Origin of the sequence: Bradyrhizobium sp. 137 (genome assembly GCF_023074095.1) — a bacterium.
Lineage (GTDB): Bacteria > Pseudomonadota > Alphaproteobacteria > Rhizobiales > Xanthobacteraceae > Bradyrhizobium.
This window is the reverse complement of the sequence record NZ_JADPKU010000021.1, coordinates 1-25,850: the sequence shown is the minus strand read 5'-3', so window position 1 is coordinate 25,850 and position 25,850 is coordinate 1. Positions and strand designations below refer to the sequence as shown.

The window sequence follows — 25,850 nt, the reverse complement described above, 5'->3', positions numbered from 1 at the left end:
CTCTAATCGTGACGATCCGCCATCTCGCTGCGATCCGCCAATTCCGCGCGAGCGCTGTCGGTCGCTGCCCACCACTCACCCAGCGCATCTATCAGCGGCACGAGTGCGTGGCCGGACGGGGTCAGATCATATTCGACGCGCAACGGATATCCCTCGAACTCCGCGCGCTGGACAATGCCGGCGTCCTCAAGCTTGCGAAGCTCCAGGGCCAGCATCTTGTGCGAGATGGTAGGGTTGTCCCGGCGCAGATCGCTGAATCGCTTGGTGCCCTCCTTCAGATAATAAATCAGAAGCGTGGGCCAGCGGCCGCTGAGCACCTGCATCACTTCCTCGATGGGACAGCGGGAAACGAGATCTTTCATTGAGGGCTCGTGGTTACCAAAAAGTGCGTAATTTACTCGGCGGCACGGCCGAGTAGGGTCTGACTGCGCTGCGCAGCGTGATCATCAGAAGTCACGGAGAACAAGGCTATGGAATCGATCTTATTGTACGGCTTCCCGTTGGGAAGCTCTATGGGGCTCGTCGCCGCGCTCGAATGGCTAGGGAAGCCCTATCGGCTGTGTCGCGTCGATATGCTCGAAGAGATGCGCGTGCCATCCTACGCCCGCATAAACGCGCGACACGAGACACCGGTATTGATCACCGCGGAGGGACACGTGCTGACGGAGACCATGGCGATTGCCGCCTGGCTCGAGGCCCGAGACCCGGAGCGGCGCATCAGCTTCGACCCGCTCTCGCGTGAGGCCGACCGGATGCACCAGTTGATGGCATTCCTAAATACCGGCTTCACGGCTGCATTCAGCCCGTTGTGGTTTGCGATGGAAATGAAGTCGCCCGACCCGGCGATGCAGTCGGCGTTGCGGACCTGGGGGCGCGAGCGAGTGATTGAGCGCCACGACAAGCTCGAGCAGATGATTGAGGGAAGCACCTTCCTGGTCGGCGACCGCCCGACCTTGGCCGATGCCGCGTTCATCGGCGTAGCCCGCTGGCTCGAATTTCATAAAGTTGCCGACAAGGAACGGTGGCCGAAGATGGCGACTCTGCGCCAGCGGCTGGAAGCCGATCCCGCCGTCATTTATGCGTCCGATCTGGAGAAAGGGGGGACCAACCGTGGAAACGGGGCGCGCGCGGGCGACGTTGAACTCGCGAAGGTCATCGAGCGGTTCGGAAGATAGAATGCCGCGCCGAAGGTCGTCGCGGCGGCATCCGAAGACACAGGTTACGGCGGGCTGAAAGTCTAATTCTTGGCCCTTGAGACGGCGTTGGGCTATAAAGTCCCGGCATGAGTCCCCGCCGTCTCACCCTCCTCCTGCTTCTGGCTGCGCTTCTGATCGCCGGCGCCGCGCTGGCCCAGGACAAGGGCAGCGTCACCCCGAAGCCGCTGCCGCCGCTCGCCAATCCGAACGATCCCACGCTCGCTGCCAAGGAGCTGTTCGCGCGAAAGCTGCTGCCGTCGAAAGGATCGGCGCATGTCTTCGGCTCTTACACCAAGGGCTGCATCGGTGGCGCCATGCAGATGCCGCTCAACGGCGACAATTGGCAGGTGATGCGACTGTCGCGCAACCGCAATTACGGCCATCCCGACATGATCGCCCTGATCAAGCGGCTCGCGGCCAAGGCGCACAAGGACGCCGGCTGGCCTGGCATTTTGGTCGGCGACATCGCCCAGCCGCGTGGCGGGCCGGCGCTGTCGGGCCATGCCAGCCACCAGATCGGTCTCGATGCCGACATCTGGCTGACGCCGATGCCGGAACGCCGGCTCTCGCGCGAGGAGCGCGAGGAGATGTCGGCGGTGATGATGGTGCGTCCCGACCGACTCGATATCGATCCGAACGTGTTCACACCTGGCCATGTGTTGGTGCTGCGCGACGCGGCGCGGGAGCCGGCGGTGCAGCGCATCTTTGTCAACGCCGCGATCAAGAAGGCGTTGTGCCGCGAGGCCAAAGGTGACCGCGCCTGGCTGTCGAAGATCCGCCCCTGGTGGGGCCACGACTATCACTTCCACATCCGCATGCATTGCCCGGCGGGCGCTGGGGAATGCGAGGGTCAGCCGTCGCAATCCGAGGACGAAGGCTGCAAGCCTTCCGATCTTGCCTACTGGTTCTCGGATGCGGTGCTGCACCCAAAACCGCCGCCGGAGCCACCGAAACCGAAGCCGCCGATGACGCTGGCCGAGATGCCGGCCGCGTGCAAGGCGGTGCTGCACGCGGCGGATGCGAAGCCGTGACAGGTGCGCGGTAAAAACTCCGTCAGCGGCTGGTCCATGACCTCACGAATGCGCTATGGTGCGGCGTCGCGCTGCCGTAAGCGTGCGACCCCCCGGGACGCGCATCCCGCTCCAGCCCATCCCATCCGCACGCGCGGCGCTATCGCCGTGCGCCAGCCACCGCGAGAACTCCATGCGCATCGGTGCACGCAATCAGATCAAGGGCAATGTCGTCGAGGTCACAAAGGGCGTCACGACCTCGCACATCCGCGTCGACATCGGCAACGGCACGATCGTGACGTCCTCGATCACCAACGAAGCCGTCGACGACCTCGGCATAAGGGCAGGCGGCAAGGTCACCGTGGTGATCAAGGCCTCCGACGTCATGATTGCCGTGGATTGACCATGAAATCGTCCTTCCTCGTGGCCCTGCTGCTGCTCGGCACGGCCCCCGTTCTTGCCGCCGAGGAGCCCAGCGGCTGCGACAAGTTCAAATGGCCGATCGAGCGCGACCGCACGGCGCTCACCGCGCCGGACCGTGCGAAATTCGCATCGGGCAGCGAACAGGCGGCAGTGCCGTCATCCGCCATCACGCTGGGGCTGGTCGCGCCCGCGGACGCAGAATTGCCGATGCCGCCTGAGCGCGCGCCCAAGGACGGCACCTTCGCGGGCTTCACCAGCGTCAAGGCGCCGAAGGCCGGGCTCTACTCGATCAGCCTCTCGGCCGGGGCTTGGGTTGACGTGGTCCAGGACGGGCATGTCCTCAAGCCCGTGGTCTTTAGCGGCGCGACCGATTGCGACGGCATCCGCAAGACCATGAAATATCGGCTGTCGGCGCAGCCCTTCGTGCTCCAGGTCAGCGGCGCCAAGGACAATTCGGTCTCGATCGCGATCCTGCCGGCGGCGCCCCTGGTTAGACAAACGGTCGCCTTTGACCTAAGACGTGTGCCTGCTATCTTTGAGCAGCGATATCCCTGCCGGCCGTAAGCCGCCGCGGGGCTCCGTGGAACAGCGGGTCCGCCCGTCGCATCAGACCCACCCAACGCCAAATTTGCGCGCGTCACCGCGCGCGAGCTCGCACGGAGCGTTATCCATGTTTCGTATTGCCGCACTTGTCACCGCCTTCGGCATCCTCGCGGGCGCGAGCCTGTCGCCCGCTAGTGCCGAGGACAAGACCATCACCGTGTTCGCGGCCGCCTCGATGAAGAACGCACTCGACGAGATCGACGCGGCCTACACCGCCAAGACCGGCGTCAAGTTCAGTGTCAGCTATGCTGCGAGCTCGGTGCTCGCGAGGCAGATCGAGCAGGGCGCGCCGGCCGACGTGTTCGTCTCCGCTGACACCGACTGGATGGACTACGCCATCGCCAAGAAAGCCGTCAACGAATCCACCCGGGTCAACCTGCTCGGCAACAGCATCGTGCTGATCGCGCCGAAGGACTCCAAGATCGACAACGTCACGATCGCGCAAGGCCTCGACCTCGCCAGGCTCGCCGGCGACGGCAGGATCGCGACCGGCGACGTGAAATCCGTGCCGGTCGGCAAATACGCCAAGGCTGCGCTCGAGAAGCTGGGCGCCTGGCGGGCCGCCGAGCCGAAATTCGCCATGGCCGAGAGCGTGCGCGCCGCGCTGACGCTGGTGGCGCGCGGCGAGGCCGTGCTCGGCATCGTCTATGCGACCGACGCCAAGGTCGAGCCGGACGTGAAGATCGTCGGCACCTTCCCGGCCGATTCGCATCCCGCGATCATCTATCCCGTCGCCGCGACCACGACCGCGAAGGGCGAGACCAGCGACTATCTTGCCTTCCTGCGCTCGACGGTCGCCAAGACCATTCTGGAGAAATACGGCTTCAAGTTCCTTATCAGCCCCACCACATGATATCTCCGGCTTGATGTCCGAGATTTCACCCGCGGAATGGACGGCGATCCTGCTTTCGCTCAAGGTCGCCGTCATCGCAACGCTGGTGGCGACGCCGTTCGGCATCGCGCTGGCATGGCTGCTCGCGCGGCGCGATTTCTGGGGCAAGTCGCTGCTCGACGCACTCGTGCATCTGCCGCTGGTGCTGCCGCCTGTGGTCACCGGCTATCTGCTGCTGCTTAGCTTCGGCCGCCGCGGCCTCCTCGGCGGTTTTCTCGCCGACAATCTCGGCATCGTCTTCGCTTTCCGCTGGACCGGCGCTGCGCTCGCCTGCGGCGTGATGTCGTTTCCGCTTCTCGTGCGGCCGATGCGGCTGTCGATCGAGGCGATCGACCGCCGGCTCGAGCAGGCCGCCGAGACGCTTGGGGCGGCGCCGTGGAAGGTGTTCTTCACGGTGACGCTGCCGCTCGCGCTGCCCGGCGTGCTCGCCGGCATGGTGCTCGGATTTGCCAAGGCGATCGGCGAGTTCGGTGCCACCATCACCTTCGTCTCCAACATTCCCGGTGAGACCCAGACGATCTCGTCCGCGATCTATTCGCTGATCCAGACGCCCGACGGCGACGCCGCGGCGGGACGCCTCGTCATCGTCTCGATCGTGCTCGCGCTCGGCGCTCTGATCGCGGCCGAGTGGTTCGCCCGCCGCGCCACCGCGCGGCTGCACGGGAATTGACCATGCTGCGTGTCGATGTCGAAAAACAGCTCGGCGAATTCTCGCTGCACGCGTCCTTCACCAGCGAAGGCCGCGTCATCGGGCTGTTCGGCGCCTCGGGCGCCGGCAAGACATCGCTGGTCAATATGATTGCAGGCCTGTTGCGGCCCGACCGCGGCAGCATCGTGATCGACGGCGAAACCGTCGAGGACACCGCGGCCGGCATCCATGTGCCGACTTGGCGCCGCCGCGTCGGCTACGTCTTCCAGGATGCGCGGCTGTTTCCGCATCTCAATGTCGCGCAGAATCTCGACTATGGACGGCAGATGAACCGCCTCCCACCCGATCCGGCCCAGCACAAGCGCATCGTCGACCTGCTCGATATCGGCACCCTGCTCGGCCGCCGCCCCGGAAAGCTCTCCGGCGGCGAGCGCCAGCGCGTCGCGCTCGGCCGCGCGCTGCTGTCGAAGCCACGCCTCCTGCTGCTCGACGAGCCGCTCGGCGCGCTCGACGAAGGCCGCAAGCTCGAGATCCTGCCTTATCTGATGCGGCTCCGCGATGAAGCCAACGTGCCGATGGTCTATGTCAGCCACGACGCCGCCGAGCTGCGCCAGCTCGCCACGCAGATCGTGATGCTGAAGCAGGGCCGCGTGACGTCGTTCGGCGGGGTGAAGGTGCTGACATAAAGACGCAGCCGGAAATCCGGCTGCGCGGCCGTATCATTCAGACCTACCAGCCCCGCTCGACGTTGCGCACCTCACCCGTCCTCGCGTCAACATAGACTTCCATCCAGCGGCCTGCACGATCCCGCCCATCAACCTCCCATTCGTCGCCGAGGAAATTGGTGTGCGAGACCGTCACGACGCCAAGATCTGTCGCGACGTCGAGCGCGACCTGCATCGAGATCTGATCGCCGGTATCGTAGGCCATCGCCGGTGCGGCAGCGCCGAGCGCGAGGGCTGTTGCGATCGGAAGGATGAACTTTCGCATTGGCATACTCCTGTCGGTCCAAGCTGTTACGCGGCTTAGAACGAGCGGCATGGCAGAGTGTTCCGGGTTTCGACGTCACGAAACCGCGCAAATCTTCGCCGGTTGCGGCGATTTGGTGGCGGTTCCTCATCGTGATTGTCCTGGGAAAAGCCAGGACGACACCCAAATCAGACCCCCGCCACCGACGCCCAGACGTCAGCGAGCTTGCGCCTTAGCGCCTGCGCGCGCGTCAGCGGTGTCGGGGTCTCGTCCTCTTCCGGCAGGCGCAGGCCAACGACGTTGACGCGGCCGCCGGAGATCGAGCGCGCGACCAGCACAATCGTATCCAGCGCAAGCTCGGCGCCCTCTTTTGGCGCGTGATCGAGATGAACGTCGAAATAATCAGCCAGCGTCAGCTTACTTTCCTCCTTGTCGACCTTCACGCCGTAGATCTCGGCGAGCTCGGCGAGCGTGTGCTCGCCCGAGACCATGAAGTCGCCGAGCAGATGCGGATCGGGCGCCGAGCTCGGCTGCATGTCGACGAAGAAGCGGTCGAGTGCCTCCGCCTTTTCCGGCGGCGCCAGCAGGTAGATGTAATCGCCGGGCGCGATTGGATCGGCCTCCACCGGCGTCAGGATGTTCTCGTTGCGGATGACGAGCGTCGGCTTGGACCAGGATGGAATCAGTCCGCGGCGAAAATACAAGCTCTTCGGCCGCACCGGATAGCCGACCAGCTGCTGCTCGAGCTGGCCCGGCAGATCCAACTCGACGCGGCGCGGCCCGCGCTCGGCGCGCGGCAGCGCCACGTGCAGCTTGCGCGCGGCGGGCGCCAGCGTCCAGCCTTGCAGCAGCAGCGAGATGATGACGACGACGAAAGCGACGTCGAAGTAGAGATACGCCTTGGACAGGCCGACCAGCATCGGGATCGAGGCCAGGAAGATCGCGACCGCGCCGCGCAGGCCGGTCCAGGCGATGAAGACCTTCTCGCGCCAGTTGAACCGGAACGGCGCAAGGCACGCGAACACGGCGAGCGGCCGCGCGACCAGCATCAAGACGAGCGCGACGCCGACGGCGGGCAGCACGCTGGCCCCAAGCCGGCTCGGCGAGACCAAGAGGCCGAGCAGCACGAACATCACGATCTGCGCCAGCCAGGTCGCGGCATCCAGGAAGGCCACCACCGAATTATGCGCGCGCGTCGGCCGGTTGCCGATAATGATTCCGGCGAGATAGACCGCAAGAAAACCGGAAGCGTGCATGATCTGCGAGCCGCCGAAGATGACGAGCGCGCCGGTCGTCACGAACGGCGCATGCAGGCCCTGCGGCAGCGCCACCTGGTTGAGCGCGATGACGACCAGGCGTCCACCGATCACGCCGACGACGGCACCCAGCACCGCCTCCTGGACGAACTCCATCAGCACATGGCCGGGCGAGCTCGAGCCGAGCGAGATGTACTCGACCAGCATGAGCGTGAGGAAGATCGCAAACGGATCGTTGGTGCCGGATTCCGCCTCCAGTGTCGCACCGACGCGCGGGCGCAGGCGCAGGCCCTGGGTGTGCACCAGCAGAAAAACCGCGGCGGCGTCGGTCGAGGCGACCACAGCGCCGACCAGCAACGATTCCGACCAGTTGAGATCGAGCGCGTATTTCGCGAATGGCGCGGTGATCAGCGCCGTCAGCAGCACGCCGATGGTCGCCAGCACCACGGAGGGCGCGAGCACGGTGCGGATGCTGGCAAAGCGCGTCCGCAGGCCGCCGTCGAACAGGATCAGGGCGAGCGCCACCGAGCCGACCAAATAGGTGGTGCGGACGTCATCGAACTGGAGCTGCCCGGGCCCGGAATCGCCGGCGAGCATGCCGATCGCAAGGAAGACAAGCAGCAATGGCGCGCCAAAGCGCAGCGCGAGCAGGCTCGAGAGGATGCCGGCCATGACGAGAACAGCGCCGAGCAATATGGCGAGGCTGACGGAGTCGAGGGAGGCCATCCACCTTCCGGGTGAAAATCGCTGGATTTGCATCCTTATCGTCGGCGGACTCGCGCGCCAACCCATTTTCTCCCGCTCGCGGCAATCTGCCCGCATTTTGCGGCCTTAACGCGCATCACTTCGCGGTGTATCGATGGTCCGGCCGTGCCCTTTGTGGGATTCTGCGGCGCCCTCGAATCAAAATTCTCCGGCCTGCTTCCCGACGAGACCGACCCGATGGACATGGACCTCAAGGACTTCATGGAGTTCGTGCAGACGACCGCGCGCAGCGTCGGGGCGGAAATCTCCTCACCCTGGTTCTACCTGCAATTCGGTCTCATCCTGGCGGCCGCCGGCCTCGCCTATGCCGCGGAGGCCGCCATTCGCAGCCGCCTCGACATGACGTCGCTGGCGATGCGCTGGCCGCTGCCGCTCCGGCACTTCGTCCGGGTGATGGTCGCGAGCGCCTCGACCGCGGTTTTCACCCTGCTCGTGATCATTTCGCGCGTGGTGATGTACCACGCGACCTGGCCGAGCCGCAGCTATCTGTTGATGGTCGCGGCCAAGCTCGGACTGGCCTGGCTGGTGATCCGGCTCCTCACCTCGGTGCTGCGCAACGCCTTCATCGTCAAGCTGGTGTCGATCACGGCGTGGTTCATCGCCGCGCTCTCCATTCTCGGCCAGCTCGATGCGACGGTCGAGCTGCTCGATTCCTTCGCAATCGTGCTCGGCGGCCTGCGCCTGACCCCGCTCTTGGCGCTCAAGGCCGGCGCGCTGCTGCTGATCGCGCTCTGGCTGACCAACATCGCGAGCAATTTCGCCGAGAGCCGGATCAATGCGACCACCGATTTGACGCCGTCGGTGCAGGTGCTGCTGGTTAAGATCATCCGCATCGGGCTGCTCGCGGTCGCGATCGTAATCGCGCTCGGGGCGGTCGGGATCGATCTGTCGGCGCTCGCGGTATTCTCCGGCGCGGTCGGTGTCGGCATCGGTATCGGCCTGCAGAAGATCGTGGCCAATTTCATTTCCGGCATCATCCTGCTCGCCGACAAGTCGGTGAAGCCCGGCGACCTCGTCACCATCGGCGACAATACCGGGCGGATCAGCGCGATGAAGACGCGCTATATTTCCGTCGCGGCCGGCGACGGGCGCGAATTCCTGGTGCCGAACGAGGATCTGGTGACGCAGAAGGTCGTGAACTGGACCTACACCGACAAGAACACGCTGGTGAAGATCGCCTTCGGCACCAATTACGACGCCGACCCGCGCCTCGTCTGCAAGCTCGCCGCCGAGACCGCCGCCGCCCATCCGCGCGCGCAGAAGGGCAAGCCGCCGAACAGCATTTTGACCGAGTTCGCCGAGGCCGGCATGAAGTTCTCGCTGACGTTCTGGATCGCGGACCCCGACGGCATGGATAACGTCAAGAGCGACGTGATGCTGGCGCTGTGGGACGCCTTCAAGCGCGAGGGCATCCGGGTTCCCTACCCCGTCCGCGAAATCCGCGTGCGCGGCGCCCTGCCGGTCGAAACGGCCGTAGAAGTCCCGAATTAGGCCCGCTTTCGGGTGCAAACATCACGCTTGGCTTGCATGAAGGCCCGCAATCATTAGATTGGAGCCTGAAATCAAGCTTTTCCGCCGACATCGAGCCCCTTTGGAAGATCGCGCCCGCATGAGTTACGTCGAAGCCACCGAGACCTCCCTGCGCAAGACCGGACAGATCAAGCTGCATGGGCCGAGCGCCTTTGCCGGCATGCGCAAGGCGGGGGCGCTGGTGGCCAAGTGCCTCGACGAGCTCACCGATATCGTCGGGCCCGGCGTGCCGACCTCGCGCATCGACGAATTCGTCCGCGACTTCGCCTTCAGCCACAACGCCTATCCGGCGACGCTGATGTACCGCGGCTACCGTTACTCGACCTGCACCTCGCTCAACCACGTGGTCTGCCATGGCATGCCCGGCGACCGCCCGCTGAAGGAAGGCGACATCGTCAACATCGACGTCACCTTCATCGTCGACGGCTGGTACGGCGATTCCAGCCGGATGTATGCGGTCGGCCCGATCGCGCGCAAAGCCGAGCGGCTGATCGAAGTCACCTATGAAGCGATGATGCGCGGCATCGCCGCGGTGAAGCCCGGCGCCACCACCGGCGACATCGGCCACGCCATCCAGAGTTTCGTCGAGCCGCAGGGCATGAGCGTGGTGCGCGATTTCTGCGGGCACGGCCTCGGGCGCATGTTCCACGACGAGCCGAACATCATCCATATCGGCCGGCCCGGCGAGGGCGTCCAGCTCAAGCCCGGCATGTTCTTCACCATCGAGCCGATGATCAATCTCGGCAAGCCGCATGTCAAAATTCTCTCCGACGGCTGGACCGCTGTGACCCGCGACCGCTCGCTGTCGGCACAGTTCGAGCACTCGGTCGGCGTGACGGCGACGGGCGTCGAGATCTTCACGCTGTCGGAGCGGCACGGCGAGAAGCAGATCGGCTGATGCTTTGGGCCGCCGGCCTACAATGAACGGCGTTTGCCATCGCAATTGACGGTTGCAAAACTGCGGTTCCCCGGCAATGCTGGCAGCCGATGCCCACCAAGCCGGACCACGACAAGAGCAAACCTGAGGACGCGCCGCACTATCACGGCCATCGCGAGCGGCTGCGCGAGCGCTTCTACAGCGCGGGCGCGGATGCGCTCAGCGACTACGAGCTGCTGGAGATGGCGCTGTTTGCCGCGCTGCCGCGGCGCGACACCAAGCCACTCGCAAAGACCTTGATCAAGACTTTCGGCTCGTTCGCCGAGGTCGTGCATGCGCCGGTGGCGCGCCTGCGTGAGGTCGAGGGCATCGGCGAATCCGCGATCAACCAGCTCAAGCTGGTCGCAGCAGCAGCGCATCGCGTCGCCAAAGGCGACGTCAACAGCCGCAACGCGCTGTCCTCCTGGAACGAGGTGATCGACTATTGCCGCACCAGCATGGCGTTCGCCGACAAGGAGCAATTCCGCCTGCTCTTCCTCGACAAGCGCAACCAGCTCATCGCCGACGAGGTGCAGCAGACCGGCACCGTCGACCACACCCCGGTCTATCCACGCGAGGTGATCAAGCGCGCGCTCGAACTCTCCGCGACCGCGCTGATCCTGGTGCACAACCATCCCTCAGGCGATCCCTCGCCCTCGCAGGCCGACATCCAGATGACCAAGGCGATCATCGACATCGCAAAGCCGCTCGGGATTTCCGTGCACGACCACATCATCGTCGGCAGGAACGGGCATGCGAGCTTGCGCGGGATGCGCTTGATCTAGCACCGCGGGATGTCAGTTTATGGTTCGACCCAGCGCTGCACCGCTTCGACTGTGTCGGCCGGCGTCGTGTTGAAGCAGATCGCGGCTTCCGGCGCCAGGCGGTGGACGAGGTTGAGCACCTTCTCGAACAGCAGCAGCCGTTCCTTCGGCTCGCGGAGCCCGGCGCCGATCACGATGCAGTCGAAGCGCTCGTCGCGCAGCGCCGCCGTCACGGCAGCCTCCGCAGTCGCATCGAGATCGATCAGACAGCTCGTGACCTCGAAGCCGAGACCGCGCAGCCGCAGGAGCTGGGCCTCGATGTAGCTGCGGACATGTTCGGGCGTGAGCTGCGGGAATGCGCTATAATCCGCATTGCCGGGCTCAATGCCGATCGCGAGGATGCGCTTGGCCATGCGGATCTCCCAACGAAATCGCTCTTTCGTCAACGGGCTGCCCTGGCGGCGGGTTCCGCGTTCACGCCCGTCGTTCGGCAGCGCTGACGGCTTGCCTATTGACGCAGCATGATCAAGGGATCGGCGGTATCGGGGACGCGCCGCCACTGCGCGTTGTCGTCGGCCTCGAACTGCCAGGCCTCGCCTGATTTCGACATCAGGAGGATCTGACCGCGCTCGAGCCGCCATTGCGTCGGGTTGAATTGCGCGATCGCCGCGTCGCATTTCGGCTTGAGGAAGACCTGGAAATTGTCCGCGCCCGCCTCGGTGTTGGTCAAAGTCAGCCCGCACACCGGTTGGCCGTTGCCGCGCACCATCGACCAGTCGCCGATCATCTGGTCCATCGATTTGGCCATCGATCGCGCCGCGGCGAGATCCTGCAGGATGTAGACACCCTCGCCCTGGCGCAGGCCCTCGAAGATGCCGGCCTCGACCTCGGTAAAGTCGATCACGGCTTCACCGGTGGCGTCCTGGAAGCGGACGATGTCGAGACCCCGGACGTTCCAGGCGACGATGTCCTTGGTGAAGGGCAGCGCGGTCTTGCAGGCCGGCTCCAGCTCCAGCTTAAAACCCTGGCCCTTGGCGTCGCCCTTGAGGGTGATGACGCAGGTCTTGTTGCGCTCGGTGGTCGAGAGCTCCCACTGTCCGGGCATCTGCTTCTTCAGGGTCGCCGCATCCTGCGCGGGCGCAGGATCGATCGCGGCAGCACATGCCGCCATCATCAATGCAACGCCCCGAAGAGCTCTCATCAGCGCCCCCTAAACGGCGTTTCCGCAACCGGCGTCAGCGGCGCCTTGCCGGCGAACCAGGCCTTGAGATTGTCGACGACGAGCTGGTCCATCGCGTTGCGCGTCACCACCGAGGCCGAGCCGATATGCGGCAGCAGCACCACGTTCTGCATGGTCTTGAGCTCGTCCGGCACGTTCGGCTCCGCCGCGAACACGTCGAGGCCGGCGGCAAGGATGGTACCTGATTTCAGCGCCTGGACCAGCGCCGGCTCGTCGACCACCGAGCCGCGCGCGACGTTGATGAGCACGCCGCGCGGGCCGAGCGCCTTGAGCACCTCGGCGTTGATCATCTTGTCGGTGCTGGCGCCGCCGGGCACGATCACCATCAGCGTGTCTACCGCCTTCGCCATCTCGATCAAATTAGCGTAGTGCTTGTAGGAGACATCCTTGGATGGGTTGCGGGAATGGTAGACCACAGGCACCAGCGAGGCATCGAGCCGGCGCGCGATGGCCTGGCCGATCCGTCCCATGCCGACGATGCCGACCTTGCGGTCACGCAGCGAGCCGACGCTGAGCGGATAGTTCTGCGTCTGCCACAGTCCGGAGCGGACGTAGCGATCGGCCTTGATGAACTCGCGCAGTGTGGAGATCAGAAGGCCCATCGCAACGTCGGCGACCTCCTCAGTCAGGACATCGGGCGTATTGGTGACGATGATATTGTGCTCGGCCGCGTATTTGGCGTCGATGTGATCGTAGCCGACGCCGAAGCTCGCCACCATTTCCAGCCTCGGCAGCTGCGACAGTGAATCCTTGTCGGCGCGCACGGTGTGATAAGTCACGGCGACGCCGCGGATCCTGTCGCGGACCGCCGGGGTCAGCCGCTCGAGGTCACCGCGCGTCTCGGCCTTGTGCACGACGAAATGGTCGGAAAACCCGTTCTCGAGGATCGGCCGCACCGGTCCATAAATCAAAAGATCGATCTTTTCGGACGAAATCGAACCGGCGGTCATCAGTTTTCCTTTCCAAGCGCGCTCTCATGCCAGCGCCGTAAAACGAGGTGCGAAACTAGCGCCAGCACCCCATAGATGACAATCCCGGCGAGCGACAGCAGAAGCAGCGCAGCGAACATGCGGGGTATGTTCAATCGATAGCCTGACTCGGCGATCCTGTAGGCGAGCCCGGAGCCGGCACCGGCCGTTCCCGCTGCAATCTCGGCCACGACCGCGCCGATCAGCGACAGGCCGCCGGCGATGCGCAAGCCGCCGAGGATGTAGGGCAGTGCCGCGGGCAGCTTGAGAAAGCGCAGCGTCTGCGGCTTTGATGCGCCATAGAGCTGGAACAGGCCGGCGAGATTGCGGTCGACCGAATTCAGCCCGAGCGTGGTGTTGGACAGCACCGGGAAAAAGGCGACGATGAAGGCGCAGACCACCACCGCGGTCTGCTGCTCCAGATAGATCAGCAAGAGCGGCGCAATCGCGATGACCGGCGTCACCTGGAGCACGATGGCATAGGGGAACAGCGAATATTCCATCCATTTCGACTGGTTGAACAGGAGCGCCAGCCCGATGCCGCCGATGCTCGCCGCCACAAAACCTTCTAGCGTGGTCAGAAGCGTGGTGGCGAGCGACTGCGACAGCACCGCCCAATCCTTGATCAGCGTCAGAAAGATGACGGAGGGCGCCGGCAGCACGTAGGGCGGAATCTCCTTGATACGGACCACCAGTTCCCAGGCGAGAAGGCCGGCCGCGAACACTAGGACGGGCGGCACGAGGCGCATTGCACGTTGCGCGCCGGACGGCTTTGCGGTGACGGCAGCTTGCACGTTCATAGCGTCGATTGCCCCGCATAGGACGGCGCCAAGGCCGCCGACACCCTGCGGCAATAATCGGAATAGGCGACTGAAGTACGAAACTCCTCGCCCCGCGGCTCGACCGTCTCGATGCGGAGGTCGGCCTGGATGCGGCCGGGGCGCGCCGTCATCACCACCACGCGCTGCGACAGGTAAACGGATTCGAACACCGAATGGGTGACGAAGATGACGGTCTTGCCGAGGCTGCGCCACAGCGCGAGCAAATCATTGTTGAGGCGAAAGCGCGTGATCTCGTCGAGCGCCGCGAACGGCTCGTCCATCAGCAGGATATCGGGATCGGTGACGAGCGCGCGCGCCAGCGACACCCGCATCTTCATGCCGCCGGAGAGCTCGCGCGGAAAGGCCTCGGCAAAATCGGCAAGTCCGACGCTGGCGAGCGCCGCCTCGGCACGCGCGCACGCCTCGGCCTTCGGAACGCGACCAAGCCTCAGGGGTAGCCGCACGTTCTCGCGCACGCTGGTCCAGGGCATCAGGGTCGGCTCCTGGAACACGAAGCCGATGCCGCGGCCCGGCTGCGGCACGCCTTCGCGGCGCGCCACCCGCACTATTCCGGACGAGGGCGTGCTGAGCCCCGCGATCAGCCGCAGCGCCGTCGACTTGCCGCAACCGGACGGACCCAGCAGCGAGATGAACTCGCCCTTGCGCACGGCGAGGTCGAGCGGGCCGAGGGCCATGACGTCGTTGTCATAGGCTTTCGTCACGCCGCGGAGGCTGACGGCGAGCGCCGTCAGGTTGGCCTCCACGGCGGGCGAGGTTGAGCTCTCTAGCATTGGCCGCAGGCTGTTGTGAGACGCGGTCGGGCCGCGCCTTTCACCTCTCCCCATCGGGGAGAGGCCGGCGCGCAGCGCCGGGTGAGGGGACTCAGGTCACCCCAGGGAGAGTAACCCCTCACCCGCATCGCATCTGACGATGCGATGCGACCTCTCCCTTCGGGAGAGGTGTAGGACACCGAGCCGCCTGCGCCAGATCTCAACATGCGTTACGGCTTGCTCGGGCGCAGCTCGACGCCGACGCCCTTGTTGACGAAGCGCAGCGTATAGGATTTGCGGAAGTCGAGATCGGGCTTCACCACGCCCGCCTTCACCATCTTGTTGAAGAAGGAAGCGTAGCGCTCGTCGCTCATGGCGCCGATGCCGTTCTTCAGGCTGTCGCCGGAATCGACGATGCCGTGCTCTTTCATCTTGGCGACGGAGTAGGCGAGCAGATCATCGGTCATCTCGGGATTGAGCTTCTTGATCATGGCATTGCCAGCGGAATTGTCGCGGTAGATGTAATTGTACCAGCCGATCATGGAGGCATCGACGAATCGCTGCACCAAATCCGGCTTCTTCTCGACCACGTCACGGCGGGTTTCGATCAGGGTCGAATAGGTATTGAAGCCGTAATCGGCGAGCAGCAGTACGTTGGGCTTGAAGCCGGCCGCCTTCTCGACCGCGAAGGGCTCGGATGTCACGTAGCCCTGCATGGCGCTCTTGGGATTGGCGATGAAGGGCTGAGGATTGAAATTATAGGGGCGGACGTTCTTCTCGCTGAATCCATATTCGGACTTCAGCCACTGGAAGTAGCTGGTCATGCCCTCCTTGGAGACGAACAGCGTGAGCGGCTTGAGATCCTCGATCTTGGCGACCTTGGCATCGGGCTGCGTCAGCATCACCTGCGGATCTTTCTGGAAGATCGCGGCGATGGTGATGACGGGAACGTCGTTGGCGACCGCATCGAACGACATCAGCGTGTTCGCGGCCATGAAGAAATCGATCTTGCCGGCGATCAGCAGCATCCGATTGTTCTCGTTGGGCCCGCCGGGAACGATGGTGACGTCGAGCCCGTAACGCTTGTAGGTGCCGTCGGCGACCGCCTGGAAGAAGCCGCCATGCTCGGCCTCGGCGACCCAATTGGTGCCGAAGGTGACCTTGTCGAGCGTTTCGGCCTCCACCGGGACGCTTCCGATCAAAGCGGCCATCAAGCCCGCCGTTAACGCTCGCCGCAGATGAGAAGGGCTCATGAAGGGACTCCGTCGATCGTTGCTGGCCCAATCGCGTCTGGCTCATGTGAACGCAACGCGATAAAACCGCATGAAGTTCGGGGACGCGAGCCGTCCGGGCCCGCGTCCCCTCATACCCCAAATTACGTGACAAATTCGGGCAAAGAAACCTCCAAGGAAAGTTCAATGATGCCGTCCCGCGACTGGACCGAGATCCGCTGGGCCGATGTTGCCCCGGCCGAGGCCTCGCGTTGGATTGCGGTGCTGCCGCTGGCGGCGACCGAGCAGCATGGCCCGCATCTGCCGCTCGAAACCGACGTGCTGATTGCGGATGCCTATCTCGCGCGCGTGCGCGAGCTGCTGCCCGAAACCGTTCCGGCCAGTTTCCTGCCCGTTGAACCAGTCGGCATCTCCACCGAGCATATCGACTATCCGGGCACGCAGACGCTGCCGACCGACGTTGCGCTGAAGCGATGGACAGGTATCGGCGAAGACGTCGCCCGACGCGGGTTAAGGAAGCTCGTCATCATCACCAGCCATGGCGGCAACAGCCCGGCGATGATGCTGGTCGCGCAGGATCTTCGCGCGCACCAAAAACTGCTCGTGGTGACGACGTCGTGGTCGCGGCTGTCGGGCGCCGACAAATTGTTCCCGGCGGACGAAGTTCGCCACGGCATTCATGGCGGTGCGATCGAGACCTCGATCATGCTGGCGCGCTACCCCGATCAGGTGCGCAAAGATGCGATCGCGGATTTTCCCGCGAGCAGCATCGCGATCGAGCAGCAATATCGCTGGCTGTCGACGCAGCGCCCCGCGCCGTTCGCCTGGCAGGCGCAGGATCTCAACGCCAGTGGCGCAGTCGGCAATGCGACTTTGGCCGTTGCAGAAAAGGGCGAACGCCTGATCGATCAGGGCGCGACGGCCTTTTGCAAGCTGCTGATTGAAGTCGATAACTTCGACGTGAACAGGCTCGCCAAGGGGCCCCTCGGCTAGATCCCATGCTCCTGGAATTGTTCAGGAAAGCACAGGGCTCCGCGACCGCATCTGCCGGCTTCGAACCGGACGCGCGCAGCCTCCGTCCAATTGGGCACGCGGGCCACAACGGACCGCCTCAACCCCGGATGGAGTTTCACATGTCGATCAAGACCAGGATTGCCGCTGTCGCTCTCGCTGCCCTCGCCGTGACAGGCGGCATCGTGTCCACCGCCTCGCAGGCCGAAGCCAAGCCGCTTGGCTGGGGCTGGGGTGTGGGCGCCGGCATCGCCACTGCCGCCGTCGTCGGCTCCGCAATCGCCGCCAGCAACGATCCCTATTACTACGGCTATCACCGCTGCGGCTGGGTCGCCCAGTACAACGCTTTCGGCCAGTACGTCGGCCGCGTTCGTACCTGCTACTGACTTGAGTACCTGAGGCCGATCTCACGTGGATCCTGCGTCCGACACGGGCGCCTCATCCACCCCGTGTCGTGCCCCCGACCCCGCCCGGCTGTCCCCCCGGGCGGGGTCATCTGTTTTCGGGCCGTGACCCTGTTGCAGGCCCGTCACATGAGGGTGCGAACCAACACCTGCGGCAATTGACACCAGTTGCTATTGAGAATTACTCGCAATAAAGTTCGCAACAGGCACAGGTGCTTGGGACGGAATCGCGTCGAATCGAGATCATCTCGCCCGATCGCATGCCAACCAAGACCTGATGACAGGGTCGCCACGAATCGGCAGGGATGCCGCAGCATCGGGACACATTCGCGTTTGGGGGCGTGCGTTTTGACGTTGAGAGGTCACCGTTACCGGTACTTGCGGACGGCCGCGGCGATTGCGACGGGCGTGCTGGCTTTTCCCGCCACAGGCACCGCGGCCGATCTGCCGCTGAAGGCCCCGGCGCTGAGAGCGGTCTATGACTGGACGGGGCTCTATATCGGCGCGCATGCCGGCTATGGCCGAGGTTCGTCGCACTTTGCGCTGAACGACGGGGCTGCAATCAGCGACAGCGGCGTCTTCAGCGGCATGATGGGCGGCGTGCAGGCCGGCTACAATTACCGGCTCAATTCCGGGTGGCTGGTTGGTATCGAAGGCGATTTTTCGTTTCCCAATTACATCACCTCGAACTCGATCGTCTCCTTCCTTTCGACCCCCGCCAACACCGTCACGCAGCAATGGGACTACACCGCGAGCTTGCGTGGCCGCGTCGGCTACACCAGCGGTCCGTGGCTGCTCTACGTCACCGGCGGCTTTGCCTGGATGGGCGAGCGCTATTTCGACGCGCCGGCTTCCGGTGCCGAAATCCCAAAAATCCTGAACACGCGGCCCGGCTGGGTCGCAGGCGCCGGCATCGAATACGGCTTCGCGCCCCATTGGAGTGCGCGGCTCGAATATCTCTACAGCCGCTTCGACGGCGCCAACGTCGCCTTCTCGACCGGGGCCCAATACAGCTCCTCGTCGCTCGACTTCCAGCAGATCAGGCTCGGCCTCAACCGCAAGGTCGATTGGGAGGGCCTGCCGAGCTACGTCCCGAAGAGCTCCCTGACCGACACGGAATCGGACCGCTGGGAGATCCACGGCCAGAGCACCTATCTGCCGCAAGGCTATCCGTCGTTCCCCGCCCTCTACACGGGGCCGAATTCGCTCTCACCGTCGGCGCAGGCCAAAGCGACTTGGAGCAACAGCCTGTTCCTGAACGCACGGCTCTGGGACGGTGGCGAGGTCTATTACAATCCCGAGCTGCTCCAGGGGTTTGGACTGAACGACACCGTTGGCGCCGCCGGCTTCCCGAACGGCGAAGCGCAGAAGTCGAACTTCCCCTATCCGCATTACAACACCTCGCGCCTATTCGTGCGCCAGACCTTCGGCTTCGGCGGCGAGCAGGAGGAGCTCGCGAGCGGCCAGTTGCAGCTCGGGCAGAAGGTCGACGTGTCCCGCCTCACCCTGCAGGCCGGCAAGTTCGCGGTGGTCGACGTGTTCGACGGCAATGCCTACGCCAAGGACACTCGCAAGGACTTCATGAATTGGTCGCTATGGGCGCCGGGCGCCTTCGACTATTCCGCCGACAAGGTCGGCCTCACCTACGGCGTCACCGCCGAGCTCAACCAGAAGCAATGGGCGCTGCGCGGCGGCTATTTCCTGATGGTCTCCGAGCCCAACTCGAATCATTTCGACACCAAGGTCGGAGAGCGCGGCCAGTACGTACTCGAGCTCGAGACGCGCTTCTCGCTGTTCGGCCAGCCCGGCAAGCTCAGGACCATGGGCTGGCTCGACAGCGCGAACATGGGCAGCTTCCGCGAGACACTGGATAATCCCGCGCTCAATCTCGACATCGCGCAGACCCGGCGCGGCCGTTTAAAGTATGGCTATGTGCTCAATCTCGAGCAGGCGATCACGGACGATGTCGGGCTGTTCGGCCGCTGGAGCTGGAACGACGGCCGTTTCGAAACGGTGGCCTTCACCGACATTCATCGCAGCCTGTCCGCCGGACTGTCGATCAAGGGCACGAGATGGGGCCGGCCCGACGACGTGATCGGTATCGGCGGCGCCGTCAATGCCATCTCGCAGGATTATCGTGACTTCCTGGCCGCCGGCGGCCTCGGCGTGCTGATCGGCGACGGCGCGCTCAACTACCGCAAGGAGCGCATCCTCGAGACGTATTACGCCTACGCGCTGAACAAGAACCTCACCCTCACTGCCGACTACCAGCTCATCGTCAATCCTGCCTACAACGCCGATCGCGGACCGGTGTCGGTGTTTTCGGGACGGCTGCACGGGGAGTTCTGAGCGCAGCTCGGGCGGGATGAATGCGCGCGTAGTCCTTCGAGACGCGCAGGGATTCGCTTTTCAAATGCGATTTCCGAGCGGGAAGAGTTGTTCGGAGGCGACGGCGAAGCCGCGGCCGGCCTCGCCGGCGCGCAGGAACCATCGATCATACGGTTCCCGAGGCGCCAGATGCGGCGGGATTGTCTCTCGCTGAATACCTATATCAAGGCCTGGGCGCCCAGCCACACTCCCTTACCTCGGAACATCAATGCTCTCGATCGAACTCGTCATCGTCGTCGTCCTGATCGTCATCAACGGCCTGCTGTCCATGTCCGAACTCGCCGTAGTGTCGTCCCGCCCGGCGCGGCTGTCATTGCTCGCCGCCAAGGGCGTGCGCGGCGCCGAGCGGGCGCTGACGCTGGCGGCCGATCCTGGCAAATTCCTCTCGACGGTGCAGATCGGCATCACGCTGGTCGGCGTGCTTTCCGGCGCATTCTCGGGCGCAACGCTCGGGCAGCGGCTGACGCAATGGCTGCTCGAGCTCGGCATGTCCCCAGGCATTGCCGACATCGTCGGCGTCGGCATCGTCGTCACGCTCATCACCTACGCCACCCTGATCGTCGGCGAACTGGTGCCGAAGCAGGTGGCACTGCGCGACCCCGAGAGCATCGCCGTCAGCGTCGCGCCCGCGATGCACCTGCTGGCGCGGATCTCGCTGCCGCTCGTCTTCCTGCTCGATGTCTCGGGCAAGGTGATCCTCGCGCTGCTCGGTCGCGGCGGCAGAGCCGAGGAAAAGGTCTCGGAGGACGAAATCCATCACCTCGTCAGCGAGGCCGAAAGCGCCGGCGTGCTCGAGCCGGGCGAGAAGGAGATGATCGCCGGCGTGATGCGACTCGGCGATCGGCCAGTCGGCGCGGTCATGACGCCGCGCACCGAGGTGGACGAGATCGACCTGAACGACAATGTGGAGACCATTCACGAGATCATCGCGAAGAGCCCGCACTCGCGTTTCCCCGTTTCGGACGGCGATCGTGACAAGCCGATCGGCGTGCTCCAGGCCAAGGACCTGCTGATCGCTTATATGAACGAGCGCACGCCGGATCTGCGCGCGCTGGTGCGTGAGGCGCCGGGCATTCCGGCCTCGGCCGATGCCCGCGACGTGCTGGCCCTCCTGAAAGCTGCGCCGGTTCACGTCGGTTTCGTCTACGACGAATACGGCGCCTTCGAAGGCATGGTGACAGCCGCCGATATCCTCGAGTCGATCGTCGGCGCCTTCCATTCCGAGGAAGGACCGCCCGAGCCGGCCTTTATCAGGCGCGACGACGACTCGCTCCTGATCTCCGGCTGGATGCCGGTTGACGAGTTCGGCGAACTGCTCGGCATCGAGCTGCCGCCGCATCGCTACAACACGGTGGCGGGCCTCGTGCTGCAACAATTCAGCATGCTGCCCAACGTCGGAGACGCCTTCGATTTCGCCGGCTGGCACATGGAGGTGGTCGATCTCGACGGGCGACGGATCGACAAAATTCTGGCGAGCCGGAGAGGCGAACAGGCGGCGGCGTGAGGGTGCGCCATTGCATGCACCAGCGCGGGACGCCGCACCCACTCGTCCCGGCGCAGGCCAAACGCAAAACCTTCACCCGAATCTCACCCCGATCCGCCGTTCCTTGCGCCAGACCACGGTGCACGATCGATGCGTCCCGTCGGACTGGACGAACAGGGTGAAATGTTCGGGGATGCCGACCGGGCTGGTGACGTCGAGGGCTGCGCCGGTATCGGACAGATTGCGGATGGTGCAGTCGATCGCGCCGCCGCCGAACTCGATCGTCCCGGCCTTCAGCACGCGATGTCTCGCCTTGTCGCGCCGTTCGTCCATGGGCACAATTTACACCCAAAGTTGAACCAAGAGTTAAACGCAGTCCAGCTCGCGATGATTTTACGCGCCGGGACCGGCGTCCTTGCGGGGCGGCGCGACGCTCACTGCGCGGGCTGGAACGTCTCGGAGCGCGCCATCCGCCAGGCGTCGCGAAACCGAGGATCTTCCGTGCCTTCGAGCAGCTCGCCCGGGCGCAGCGCCGGATAGAGCTGTGCGAAGGATTGCACCTGGGTTGTCGACGTCCGCTGGCTGAAGTGGATCGGACGCAGCTGCTGCGGATGTTCGAGGCCGGCAGCGGCGATCAGCTCGGTCAGCGAGTGCAGCGTCGCATGGTGGTAATTGTGCACGCGGTCGATCTTGAGCGGCACGTAGAGCGCGCGCGCGCGCGTCGGGTCCTGCGTTGCGACGCCGGTCGGGCAGCGGTCGGTGTGGCAGCTCAGCGACTGGATGCAGCCCAGCGAGAACATGAAGCCGCGCGCCGAATTGCACCAGTCGGCGCCAATCGCCATGGCGCGCGCCATGTCAAAGGCGGTGGCGATCTTGCCGGACGCGCCGATCTTGATACGGTCGCGCGCATTGATGCCGACCAGCGCATTGTGGACGAAATTGACGCCCTCGCGCATCGGCATGCCCAGGTGATCCATGAATTCCAGCGGCGCCGCGCCGGTGCCGCCCTCATTGCCGTCGACGACGATGAAATCAGGATAGATGCCGGTCTCTATCATCGCCTTGCAGATCGCCAGGAACTCCCAGGGATGGCCGATGCACAGCTTGAAGCCGGCCGGTTTGCCGCCGGACAGGCGGCGCATCTCGGCGATGAACTGCATCATGCCAACCGGCGTGGAGAAGGCGCGGTGCGAGGCCGGCGAAATGCAATCCTCGCCCATCGCGACACCGCGGATCTTGGAAATCTCTTCCGAGACCTTTGCGGCCGGCAGCACGCCGCCATGGCCGGGCTTGGCGCCCTGGCTGATCTTGAGCTCAACCATCTTGATCTGGTCCTCGCCGGCGACGCGCGCGAACGCCTCAGGGTCGAAGCTGCCGTCGAGATGACGGCAGCCGAAATAGCCGGAGCCGATCTCCCAGATGATGTCGCCGCCCATCTCGCGGTGATAGGGGCTGACGCCGCCCTCGCCGGTGTCATGCGCGAAACCGCCCTTCTTCGCGCCGCCATTGAGCGCACGCACCGCGTTCGGGCTGAGCGCACCAAAGCTCATCGCCGAGATATTGAACACCGAGGCCGAATAGGGTTTTGCGCAATCCGGTCCGCCAATGACGACCCGGAATTTTTCCTCGGCATGCGCCTTCGGCGAGACCGAGTGATGCATCCACTCGTAACCCTCGCGATAGACGTCCTCCTGGGTGCCGAACGGACGCTTGTCGAGCTCCATCTTGGCGCGCTGATAGACCACCGCGCGGGTATCGCGCGAGAACGGCATGCCGTCCTTCTCGCTCTCGAAGAAATATTGCCGCATCTCGGGGCGGATTTCTTCCAGGAGGAAGCGGATGTGCGCGGAGATCGGATAGTTGCGCAGCACCGCGTGACTCTTCTGCAAGAGATCGCGGACGCCGAGCAGCGTCAGCGCGCCGAAGATCAGGATCGGGACCAGCAGGATGTCGAAGATCTTGCGGTCGACGATACCGATGGCGATCAGCAGCGCGGTGACGACCGCGCAGATCGTCAGCACGATGAAGCGCGGGGAGAACGGAAGCAGCAGGGTTTCCATGACCCCCTCTTCGGCCAGTGGCAGGCGTTTGGGAGCTTCGTGCGTCTTGTTGTCCTCGGCCACGATCGGATCCTCTCGCCAGCATGAGGCGATACGATACGCCTGTGCCTGTCATACGGATATGACGCGGCCCTTGTTTCAGGCTAGCGAATTCGGCTGAGACAAATCAATCAGCCCGATGGGCGGGCTTTTGCAGTGCAGCAGAAGGGGAAGGGACGCGGCTAAGCGGGCAAAGGCGCCTCACCCGCCGCTGTCCTCCTGGCGAAAGCCCGGACCACCCCTAAGCGGGCGTTGTTGCGAAGACTGGCAACGACTAAGCCTTCGCCAAGCTTTACCCGGTCGGTACTGGTCCTGGCCTTCACCGGGCCTTCGCCAGGACGACACCGAGACGACGAAGAGCGGGGGCTAGCGCTCGACGAACGCCTTTTCGATCACGAAATGGCCAGGCTTGTTGCCGGAGCCTTCGACGAAGTCGCGGCCTTCGAACATCAGCTTCAGCTCTTCGAGCATCGCCGGGCTGCCGCACATCATGATGCGGTCGGTTGCGATGTCGAGCGGGCTTTGACCGATGTCGTTGAAGATCTGCTCGGAGTTGATGAGGTCGGTGATGCGGCCGCGGTTGCGGAACGGCTCGCGGGTCACGGTCGGGTAGTAGACGAGCTTGTCCGCGAGCAGTTCGCCGAACACCTCGTCCTCACGCAAATTCGCGACCAGCTTCTCGCCATAGGCGAGCTCGGAGACCTGGCGGCAGCCATGGACCAGCACGATCGACTCGAACTGGTCATAAACCTCGGGATCCTTGATCAGGCTCGCGAACGGCGCAAGGCCGGTTCCGGTCGACAACAGCATCAGCCGCTTGCCGGGAAGCAGATTGTCGGTGATCAGCGTCCCGGTCGCCTTGCGACCGACCAGAATGGTGTCGCCTTCCTTGATCTTTTGAAGGCGCGAGGTCAGCGGACCGTCCTGAACCTTGATCGAGAAAAACTCGAGCTGTTCCTCGTGATTGGCGCTCGCCATGCTGTAGGCGCGCAGCAGCGGGCGGCCATCGACCTCGAGGCCGATCATGGCGAACTGGCCGTTCTGGAAGCGGAAGCCGGTATCGCGCGTGGCGCGGAAGCTGAACAGCGTGTCGGTCCAGTGGTGGACGGAAAGAACCTTCTCTCGGTAAAACGCGCTCATGATTTTCGATATTCCGAATATTTGCGGTTTTCGGACAAAAGCATCGCCCAGCCCCTGACGGCGGGGCGAGCACCATTTGCCATGGCGGAGGATTTCGCGTGTGTGATCTACGCCATTGAGACCAATAATCAACCTCGTTTCGGAAGCAATTAGTGCCCGCCAAACCGGCATTTGGGCGGAATTGGGCGCATCATTGATGAATTTGCTGCCCCGCGCGCGCGGCGGGCAATTTCTTTTCCCTCCGGGGCTCGATGGCAGCAGTTAATTTCCGTCGCGCTAACGAGAATTTCATTAAGAATAGCTCTGATTTTCACCCCGGTTTGGCGCCGTTTCTCGCATTTTTGCGGCTTTTGGCGACAGGAACGACCGAAACCATGGCGAGCGAGCGGATCTTCATCCAGGCGATCAGGCGCTATTGCGCGGACCATGGCATTGCGGTCGACGTCCACGCCAGCGGCTGGCTGGTTGCGATGCGCCGGGGCAAGACGCGCCGCTTCGCCTTCGGCTACGACATCGGCCTCAACAGCGCCATCGCGCATCGTCTCGCCAACGACAAATCGGCCACCGCCGAGGCGCTGGCGCTGGAGGGCGTGCCGTGCATTCCGCATCATCTGTTCCTCAACCCGAAGCTCGGCAAGAATGTCGTTGGCCCCACCTGGCGAGGTGCAATGCTTGAGCTGCTTCACGGCCATCCGCAAGGCGTGGTGGTGAAGCCGAACGAGGGGACATCGGGGCGCTCGGTGTTCAAGGTGACGACGGAGGCGGAACTGGATCACGCGGTTGGCGAGGTTTTTTCGATGAGTGCCGGGCTCGTGATCTCGCCCTATGTCGCGATCGAGGACGAGGTCCGTGTGGTGCTGCTCGATGATGTACCCCTCGTCGTCTACGGCAAGCAGCGTGGCAGAGATTGGCGACACAATCTTGATGCCGGCGCAAAGCCGGTATTGCTGGAGAGCGGCGAGGTTCGAACGGCTTGCGTGAAGCTCGCGATCGAGGCCGCGCGCGCGATCGGCATCGCCTTTGCGTCGATCGACGTGGTGCGCGTCGACGCCGATTGGTGCGTGCTCGAGATCAATTCCGGCGTGATGATGGAGTCGCTGGCGAAGCTGCATCCGGAGTTGGTGCAGGCGACGTACGACGCGGCGCTGGACCGGGTGTTTGCCGGACGTTAGCAGCGGCGGCGCAGATGCCCACCCTCCCCTGGAGGGGGAGGGTCGCTGTGCATGGCGCGAAGCGGAATGCGCAGCGGGGTGGGGTGATCTCTCCACTTCGAACACTGCCCGTGGGGAGAGATTACCCCACCCCCGCTCGCGCTTCGACC

At 64.3% G+C, this 25,850-nt stretch carries 27 protein-coding genes; 15 read left to right on the top strand and 12 right to left on the bottom strand.

Annotation, left to right across the window (positions count from 1 at the left end):
- Positions 1–2 precede the first annotated feature (2 nt).
- Positions 3–362: a helix-turn-helix domain-containing protein gene (locus IVA78_RS03930; protein ID WP_247276386.1), complete on the bottom strand. Its 360-nt coding sequence runs from the start codon at positions 360–362 to the stop codon at positions 3–5.
- Between the two features lie 108 nt (positions 363–470).
- Here IVA78_RS03930 and IVA78_RS03925 point away from each other — a divergent pair, with 108 nt between their 5' ends.
- From IVA78_RS03925 to modC, 7 genes are all read left to right on the top strand, one after another.
- A complete protein-coding gene (locus tag IVA78_RS03925; protein WP_247464394.1) occupies positions 471–1,175 on the top strand; it encodes a glutathione S-transferase family protein in 705 nt (234 codons plus the stop codon).
- Positions 1,176–1,282: 107 nt separating this feature from the next.
- Positions 1,283–2,227, top strand: a complete 945-nt coding sequence (mepA, locus tag IVA78_RS03920; RefSeq protein ID WP_247464391.1) for a penicillin-insensitive murein endopeptidase — start codon at positions 1,283–1,285, stop codon at positions 2,225–2,227.
- A gap of 172 nt (positions 2,228–2,399) precedes the next feature.
- Complete coding sequence (locus tag IVA78_RS03915) at positions 2,400–2,609, top strand: TOBE domain-containing protein (RefSeq protein WP_247464387.1); 210 nt, start codon at positions 2,400–2,402, stop codon at positions 2,607–2,609.
- Positions 2,610–2,611: 2 nt separating this feature from the next.
- The gene (locus IVA78_RS03910; RefSeq protein ID WP_247464384.1) at positions 2,612–3,193 is read left to right on the top strand and encodes a hypothetical protein; all 582 of its coding nucleotides are present in this window, start codon (positions 2,612–2,614) and stop codon (positions 3,191–3,193) included.
- A gap of 106 nt (positions 3,194–3,299) precedes the next feature.
- Entirely contained in the window at positions 3,300–4,085 is a 786-nt protein-coding gene (gene modA / locus IVA78_RS03905) for a molybdate ABC transporter substrate-binding protein (protein WP_247464381.1), read from the top strand.
- 13 nt (positions 4,086–4,098) lie between these two features.
- A complete protein-coding gene (gene modB, locus IVA78_RS03900) occupies positions 4,099–4,794 on the top strand; it encodes a molybdate ABC transporter permease subunit (RefSeq protein ID WP_247276380.1) in 696 nt (231 codons plus the stop codon).
- 2 nt (positions 4,795–4,796) lie between these two features.
- On the top strand, positions 4,797–5,459 hold the full coding sequence (gene modC / locus IVA78_RS03895) for a molybdenum ABC transporter ATP-binding protein (protein ID WP_247464379.1): 663 nt from the start codon (positions 4,797–4,799) through the stop codon (positions 5,457–5,459).
- 43 nt (positions 5,460–5,502) lie between these two features.
- On the opposite strand, the gene IVA78_RS03890 is transcribed toward modC, so the two are convergent.
- Both IVA78_RS03890 and IVA78_RS03885 read right to left on the bottom strand, forming a co-directional pair.
- On the bottom strand, positions 5,503–5,763 hold the full coding sequence (locus IVA78_RS03890) for a PepSY domain-containing protein (RefSeq protein ID WP_247276378.1): 261 nt from the start codon (positions 5,761–5,763) through the stop codon (positions 5,503–5,505).
- Between the two features lie 167 nt (positions 5,764–5,930).
- Positions 5,931–7,724, bottom strand: coding sequence for a potassium/proton antiporter (locus IVA78_RS03885; protein WP_247464376.1), 1,794 nt, complete (start codon positions 7,722–7,724; stop codon positions 5,931–5,933).
- Between the two features lie 216 nt (positions 7,725–7,940).
- Between IVA78_RS03885 and IVA78_RS03880 the strand changes: the two genes are divergently transcribed.
- The 3 genes from IVA78_RS03880 (at position 7,941) to radC (ending at position 10,994) form a co-directional block, all read left to right on the top strand.
- A complete protein-coding gene (locus IVA78_RS03880; RefSeq protein ID WP_247464590.1) occupies positions 7,941–9,254 on the top strand; it encodes a mechanosensitive ion channel domain-containing protein in 1,314 nt (437 codons plus the stop codon).
- 118 nt (positions 9,255–9,372) lie between these two features.
- Complete coding sequence (map, locus tag IVA78_RS03875) at positions 9,373–10,191, top strand: type I methionyl aminopeptidase (protein WP_247302683.1); 819 nt, start codon at positions 9,373–9,375, stop codon at positions 10,189–10,191.
- An 89-nt stretch (positions 10,192–10,280) separates the two neighbouring features.
- Positions 10,281–10,994, top strand: coding sequence for a DNA repair protein RadC (gene radC / locus IVA78_RS03870; protein ID WP_247464373.1), 714 nt, complete (start codon positions 10,281–10,283; stop codon positions 10,992–10,994).
- 17 nt (positions 10,995–11,011) lie between these two features.
- On the opposite strand, the gene IVA78_RS03865 is transcribed toward radC, so the two are convergent.
- The 6 genes from IVA78_RS03865 to IVA78_RS03840 all read right to left on the bottom strand — a co-directional run bounded on the left by IVA78_RS03865 (position 11,012) and on the right by IVA78_RS03840 (position 16,025).
- Entirely contained in the window at positions 11,012–11,386 is a 375-nt protein-coding gene (locus IVA78_RS03865; RefSeq protein WP_247276373.1) for a hypothetical protein, read from the bottom strand.
- A 95-nt stretch (positions 11,387–11,481) separates the two neighbouring features.
- Positions 11,482–12,174, bottom strand: coding sequence for an AprI/Inh family metalloprotease inhibitor (locus tag IVA78_RS03860; protein WP_247464371.1), 693 nt, complete (start codon positions 12,172–12,174; stop codon positions 11,482–11,484).
- Positions 12,174–13,163, bottom strand: coding sequence for a 2-hydroxyacid dehydrogenase (locus IVA78_RS03855; protein ID WP_247464368.1), 990 nt, complete (start codon positions 13,161–13,163; stop codon positions 12,174–12,176). The genes IVA78_RS03860 and IVA78_RS03855 overlap by 1 nt, the downstream gene beginning before the upstream one ends.
- Positions 13,163–13,981: an ABC transporter permease gene (locus IVA78_RS03850; protein WP_247464365.1), complete on the bottom strand. Its 819-nt coding sequence runs from the start codon at positions 13,979–13,981 to the stop codon at positions 13,163–13,165. The genes IVA78_RS03855 and IVA78_RS03850 overlap by 1 nt, the downstream gene beginning before the upstream one ends.
- Complete coding sequence (locus IVA78_RS03845) at positions 13,978–14,793, bottom strand: ABC transporter ATP-binding protein (RefSeq protein ID WP_247464362.1); 816 nt, start codon at positions 14,791–14,793, stop codon at positions 13,978–13,980. The genes IVA78_RS03850 and IVA78_RS03845 overlap by 4 nt, the downstream gene beginning before the upstream one ends.
- 209 nt (positions 14,794–15,002) lie before the next feature.
- Complete coding sequence (locus IVA78_RS03840) at positions 15,003–16,025, bottom strand: ABC transporter substrate-binding protein (RefSeq protein ID WP_247464359.1); 1,023 nt, start codon at positions 16,023–16,025, stop codon at positions 15,003–15,005.
- Between the two features lie 165 nt (positions 16,026–16,190).
- Between IVA78_RS03840 and IVA78_RS03835 the strand changes: the two genes are divergently transcribed.
- The 4 genes from IVA78_RS03835 to IVA78_RS03820 all read left to right on the top strand — a co-directional run bounded on the left by IVA78_RS03835 (position 16,191) and on the right by IVA78_RS03820 (position 21,311).
- Positions 16,191–16,997, top strand: a complete 807-nt coding sequence (locus IVA78_RS03835; protein ID WP_247464341.1) for a creatininase family protein — start codon at positions 16,191–16,193, stop codon at positions 16,995–16,997.
- 140 nt (positions 16,998–17,137) lie between these two features.
- Positions 17,138–17,401: a hypothetical protein gene (locus tag IVA78_RS03830; protein WP_247464339.1), complete on the top strand. Its 264-nt coding sequence runs from the start codon at positions 17,138–17,140 to the stop codon at positions 17,399–17,401.
- A 396-nt stretch (positions 17,402–17,797) separates the two neighbouring features.
- Positions 17,798–19,768: a carbohydrate porin gene (locus IVA78_RS03825; RefSeq protein ID WP_247464336.1), complete on the top strand. Its 1,971-nt coding sequence runs from the start codon at positions 17,798–17,800 to the stop codon at positions 19,766–19,768.
- Positions 19,769–20,015: 247 nt separating this feature from the next.
- Positions 20,016–21,311, top strand: a complete 1,296-nt coding sequence (locus IVA78_RS03820; RefSeq protein WP_247464331.1) for a hemolysin family protein — start codon at positions 20,016–20,018, stop codon at positions 21,309–21,311.
- A 72-nt stretch (positions 21,312–21,383) separates the two neighbouring features.
- On the opposite strand, the gene IVA78_RS03815 is transcribed toward IVA78_RS03820, so the two are convergent.
- The 3 genes from IVA78_RS03815 to IVA78_RS03805 all read right to left on the bottom strand — a co-directional run bounded on the left by IVA78_RS03815 (position 21,384) and on the right by IVA78_RS03805 (position 24,529).
- Positions 21,384–21,623: a PilZ domain-containing protein gene (locus tag IVA78_RS03815; RefSeq protein ID WP_247464328.1), complete on the bottom strand. Its 240-nt coding sequence runs from the start codon at positions 21,621–21,623 to the stop codon at positions 21,384–21,386.
- Between the two features lie 101 nt (positions 21,624–21,724).
- The gene (locus IVA78_RS03810) at positions 21,725–23,350 is read right to left on the bottom strand and encodes an FMN-binding glutamate synthase family protein (protein ID WP_247464587.1); all 1,626 of its coding nucleotides are present in this window, start codon (positions 23,348–23,350) and stop codon (positions 21,725–21,727) included.
- Between the two features lie 405 nt (positions 23,351–23,755).
- On the bottom strand, positions 23,756–24,529 hold the full coding sequence (locus IVA78_RS03805) for a ferredoxin--NADP reductase (protein ID WP_247276363.1): 774 nt from the start codon (positions 24,527–24,529) through the stop codon (positions 23,756–23,758).
- A gap of 374 nt (positions 24,530–24,903) precedes the next feature.
- Here IVA78_RS03805 and IVA78_RS03800 point away from each other — a divergent pair, with 374 nt between their 5' ends.
- A complete protein-coding gene (locus IVA78_RS03800; RefSeq protein ID WP_247464324.1) occupies positions 24,904–25,701 on the top strand; it encodes a RimK-like protein in 798 nt (265 codons plus the stop codon).
- The last annotated feature ends 149 nt before the right edge of the window (positions 25,702–25,850 follow it).

Excerpts from the sequence above, each read along its gene's own strand:
- IVA78_RS03930 (WP_247276386.1), bottom strand. The coding sequence starts at position 362 with ATGAAAGATCTCGTTTCCCGCTGTCCCATCGAGGAAGTGATGCAGGTG.
- IVA78_RS03925 (WP_247464394.1), top strand. The coding sequence starts at position 471 with ATGGAATCGATCTTATTGTACGGCTTCCCGTTGGGAAGCTCTATGGGG.
- mepA (WP_247464391.1), top strand. The coding sequence starts at position 1,283 with ATGAGTCCCCGCCGTCTCACCCTCCTCCTGCTTCTGGCTGCGCTTCTG.
- IVA78_RS03915 (WP_247464387.1), top strand. The coding sequence starts at position 2,400 with ATGCGCATCGGTGCACGCAATCAGATCAAGGGCAATGTCGTCGAGGTC.
- IVA78_RS03910 (WP_247464384.1), top strand. The coding sequence starts at position 2,612 with ATGAAATCGTCCTTCCTCGTGGCCCTGCTGCTGCTCGGCACGGCCCCC.
- modA (WP_247464381.1), top strand. The coding sequence starts at position 3,300 with ATGTTTCGTATTGCCGCACTTGTCACCGCCTTCGGCATCCTCGCGGGC.
- modB (WP_247276380.1), top strand. The coding sequence starts at position 4,099 with ATGTCCGAGATTTCACCCGCGGAATGGACGGCGATCCTGCTTTCGCTC.
- modC (WP_247464379.1), top strand. The coding sequence starts at position 4,797 with ATGCTGCGTGTCGATGTCGAAAAACAGCTCGGCGAATTCTCGCTGCAC.
- IVA78_RS03890 (WP_247276378.1), bottom strand. The coding sequence starts at position 5,763 with ATGCGAAAGTTCATCCTTCCGATCGCAACAGCCCTCGCGCTCGGCGCT.
- IVA78_RS03885 (WP_247464376.1), bottom strand. The coding sequence starts at position 7,724 with ATGGCCTCCCTCGACTCCGTCAGCCTCGCCATATTGCTCGGCGCTGTT.
- IVA78_RS03880 (WP_247464590.1), top strand. The coding sequence starts at position 7,941 with ATGGACATGGACCTCAAGGACTTCATGGAGTTCGTGCAGACGACCGCG.
- map (WP_247302683.1), top strand. The coding sequence starts at position 9,373 with ATGAGTTACGTCGAAGCCACCGAGACCTCCCTGCGCAAGACCGGACAG.
- radC (WP_247464373.1), top strand. The coding sequence starts at position 10,281 with ATGCCCACCAAGCCGGACCACGACAAGAGCAAACCTGAGGACGCGCCG.
- IVA78_RS03865 (WP_247276373.1), bottom strand. The coding sequence starts at position 11,386 with ATGGCCAAGCGCATCCTCGCGATCGGCATTGAGCCCGGCAATGCGGAT.
- IVA78_RS03860 (WP_247464371.1), bottom strand. The coding sequence starts at position 12,174 with ATGAGAGCTCTTCGGGGCGTTGCATTGATGATGGCGGCATGTGCTGCC.
- IVA78_RS03855 (WP_247464368.1), bottom strand. The coding sequence starts at position 13,163 with ATGACCGCCGGTTCGATTTCGTCCGAAAAGATCGATCTTTTGATTTAT.
- IVA78_RS03850 (WP_247464365.1), bottom strand. The coding sequence starts at position 13,981 with ATGAACGTGCAAGCTGCCGTCACCGCAAAGCCGTCCGGCGCGCAACGT.
- IVA78_RS03845 (WP_247464362.1), bottom strand. The coding sequence starts at position 14,793 with ATGCTAGAGAGCTCAACCTCGCCCGCCGTGGAGGCCAACCTGACGGCG.
- IVA78_RS03840 (WP_247464359.1), bottom strand. The coding sequence starts at position 16,025 with ATGAGCCCTTCTCATCTGCGGCGAGCGTTAACGGCGGGCTTGATGGCC.
- IVA78_RS03835 (WP_247464341.1), top strand. The coding sequence starts at position 16,191 with ATGATGCCGTCCCGCGACTGGACCGAGATCCGCTGGGCCGATGTTGCC.
- IVA78_RS03830 (WP_247464339.1), top strand. The coding sequence starts at position 17,138 with ATGTCGATCAAGACCAGGATTGCCGCTGTCGCTCTCGCTGCCCTCGCC.
- IVA78_RS03820 (WP_247464331.1), top strand. The coding sequence starts at position 20,016 with ATGCTCTCGATCGAACTCGTCATCGTCGTCGTCCTGATCGTCATCAAC.
- IVA78_RS03815 (WP_247464328.1), bottom strand. The coding sequence starts at position 21,623 with ATGGACGAACGGCGCGACAAGGCGAGACATCGCGTGCTGAAGGCCGGG.
- IVA78_RS03810 (WP_247464587.1), bottom strand. The coding sequence starts at position 23,350 with ATGGAAACCCTGCTGCTTCCGTTCTCCCCGCGCTTCATCGTGCTGACG.
- IVA78_RS03805 (WP_247276363.1), bottom strand. The coding sequence starts at position 24,529 with ATGAGCGCGTTTTACCGAGAGAAGGTTCTTTCCGTCCACCACTGGACC.
- IVA78_RS03800 (WP_247464324.1), top strand. The coding sequence starts at position 24,904 with ATGGCGAGCGAGCGGATCTTCATCCAGGCGATCAGGCGCTATTGCGCG.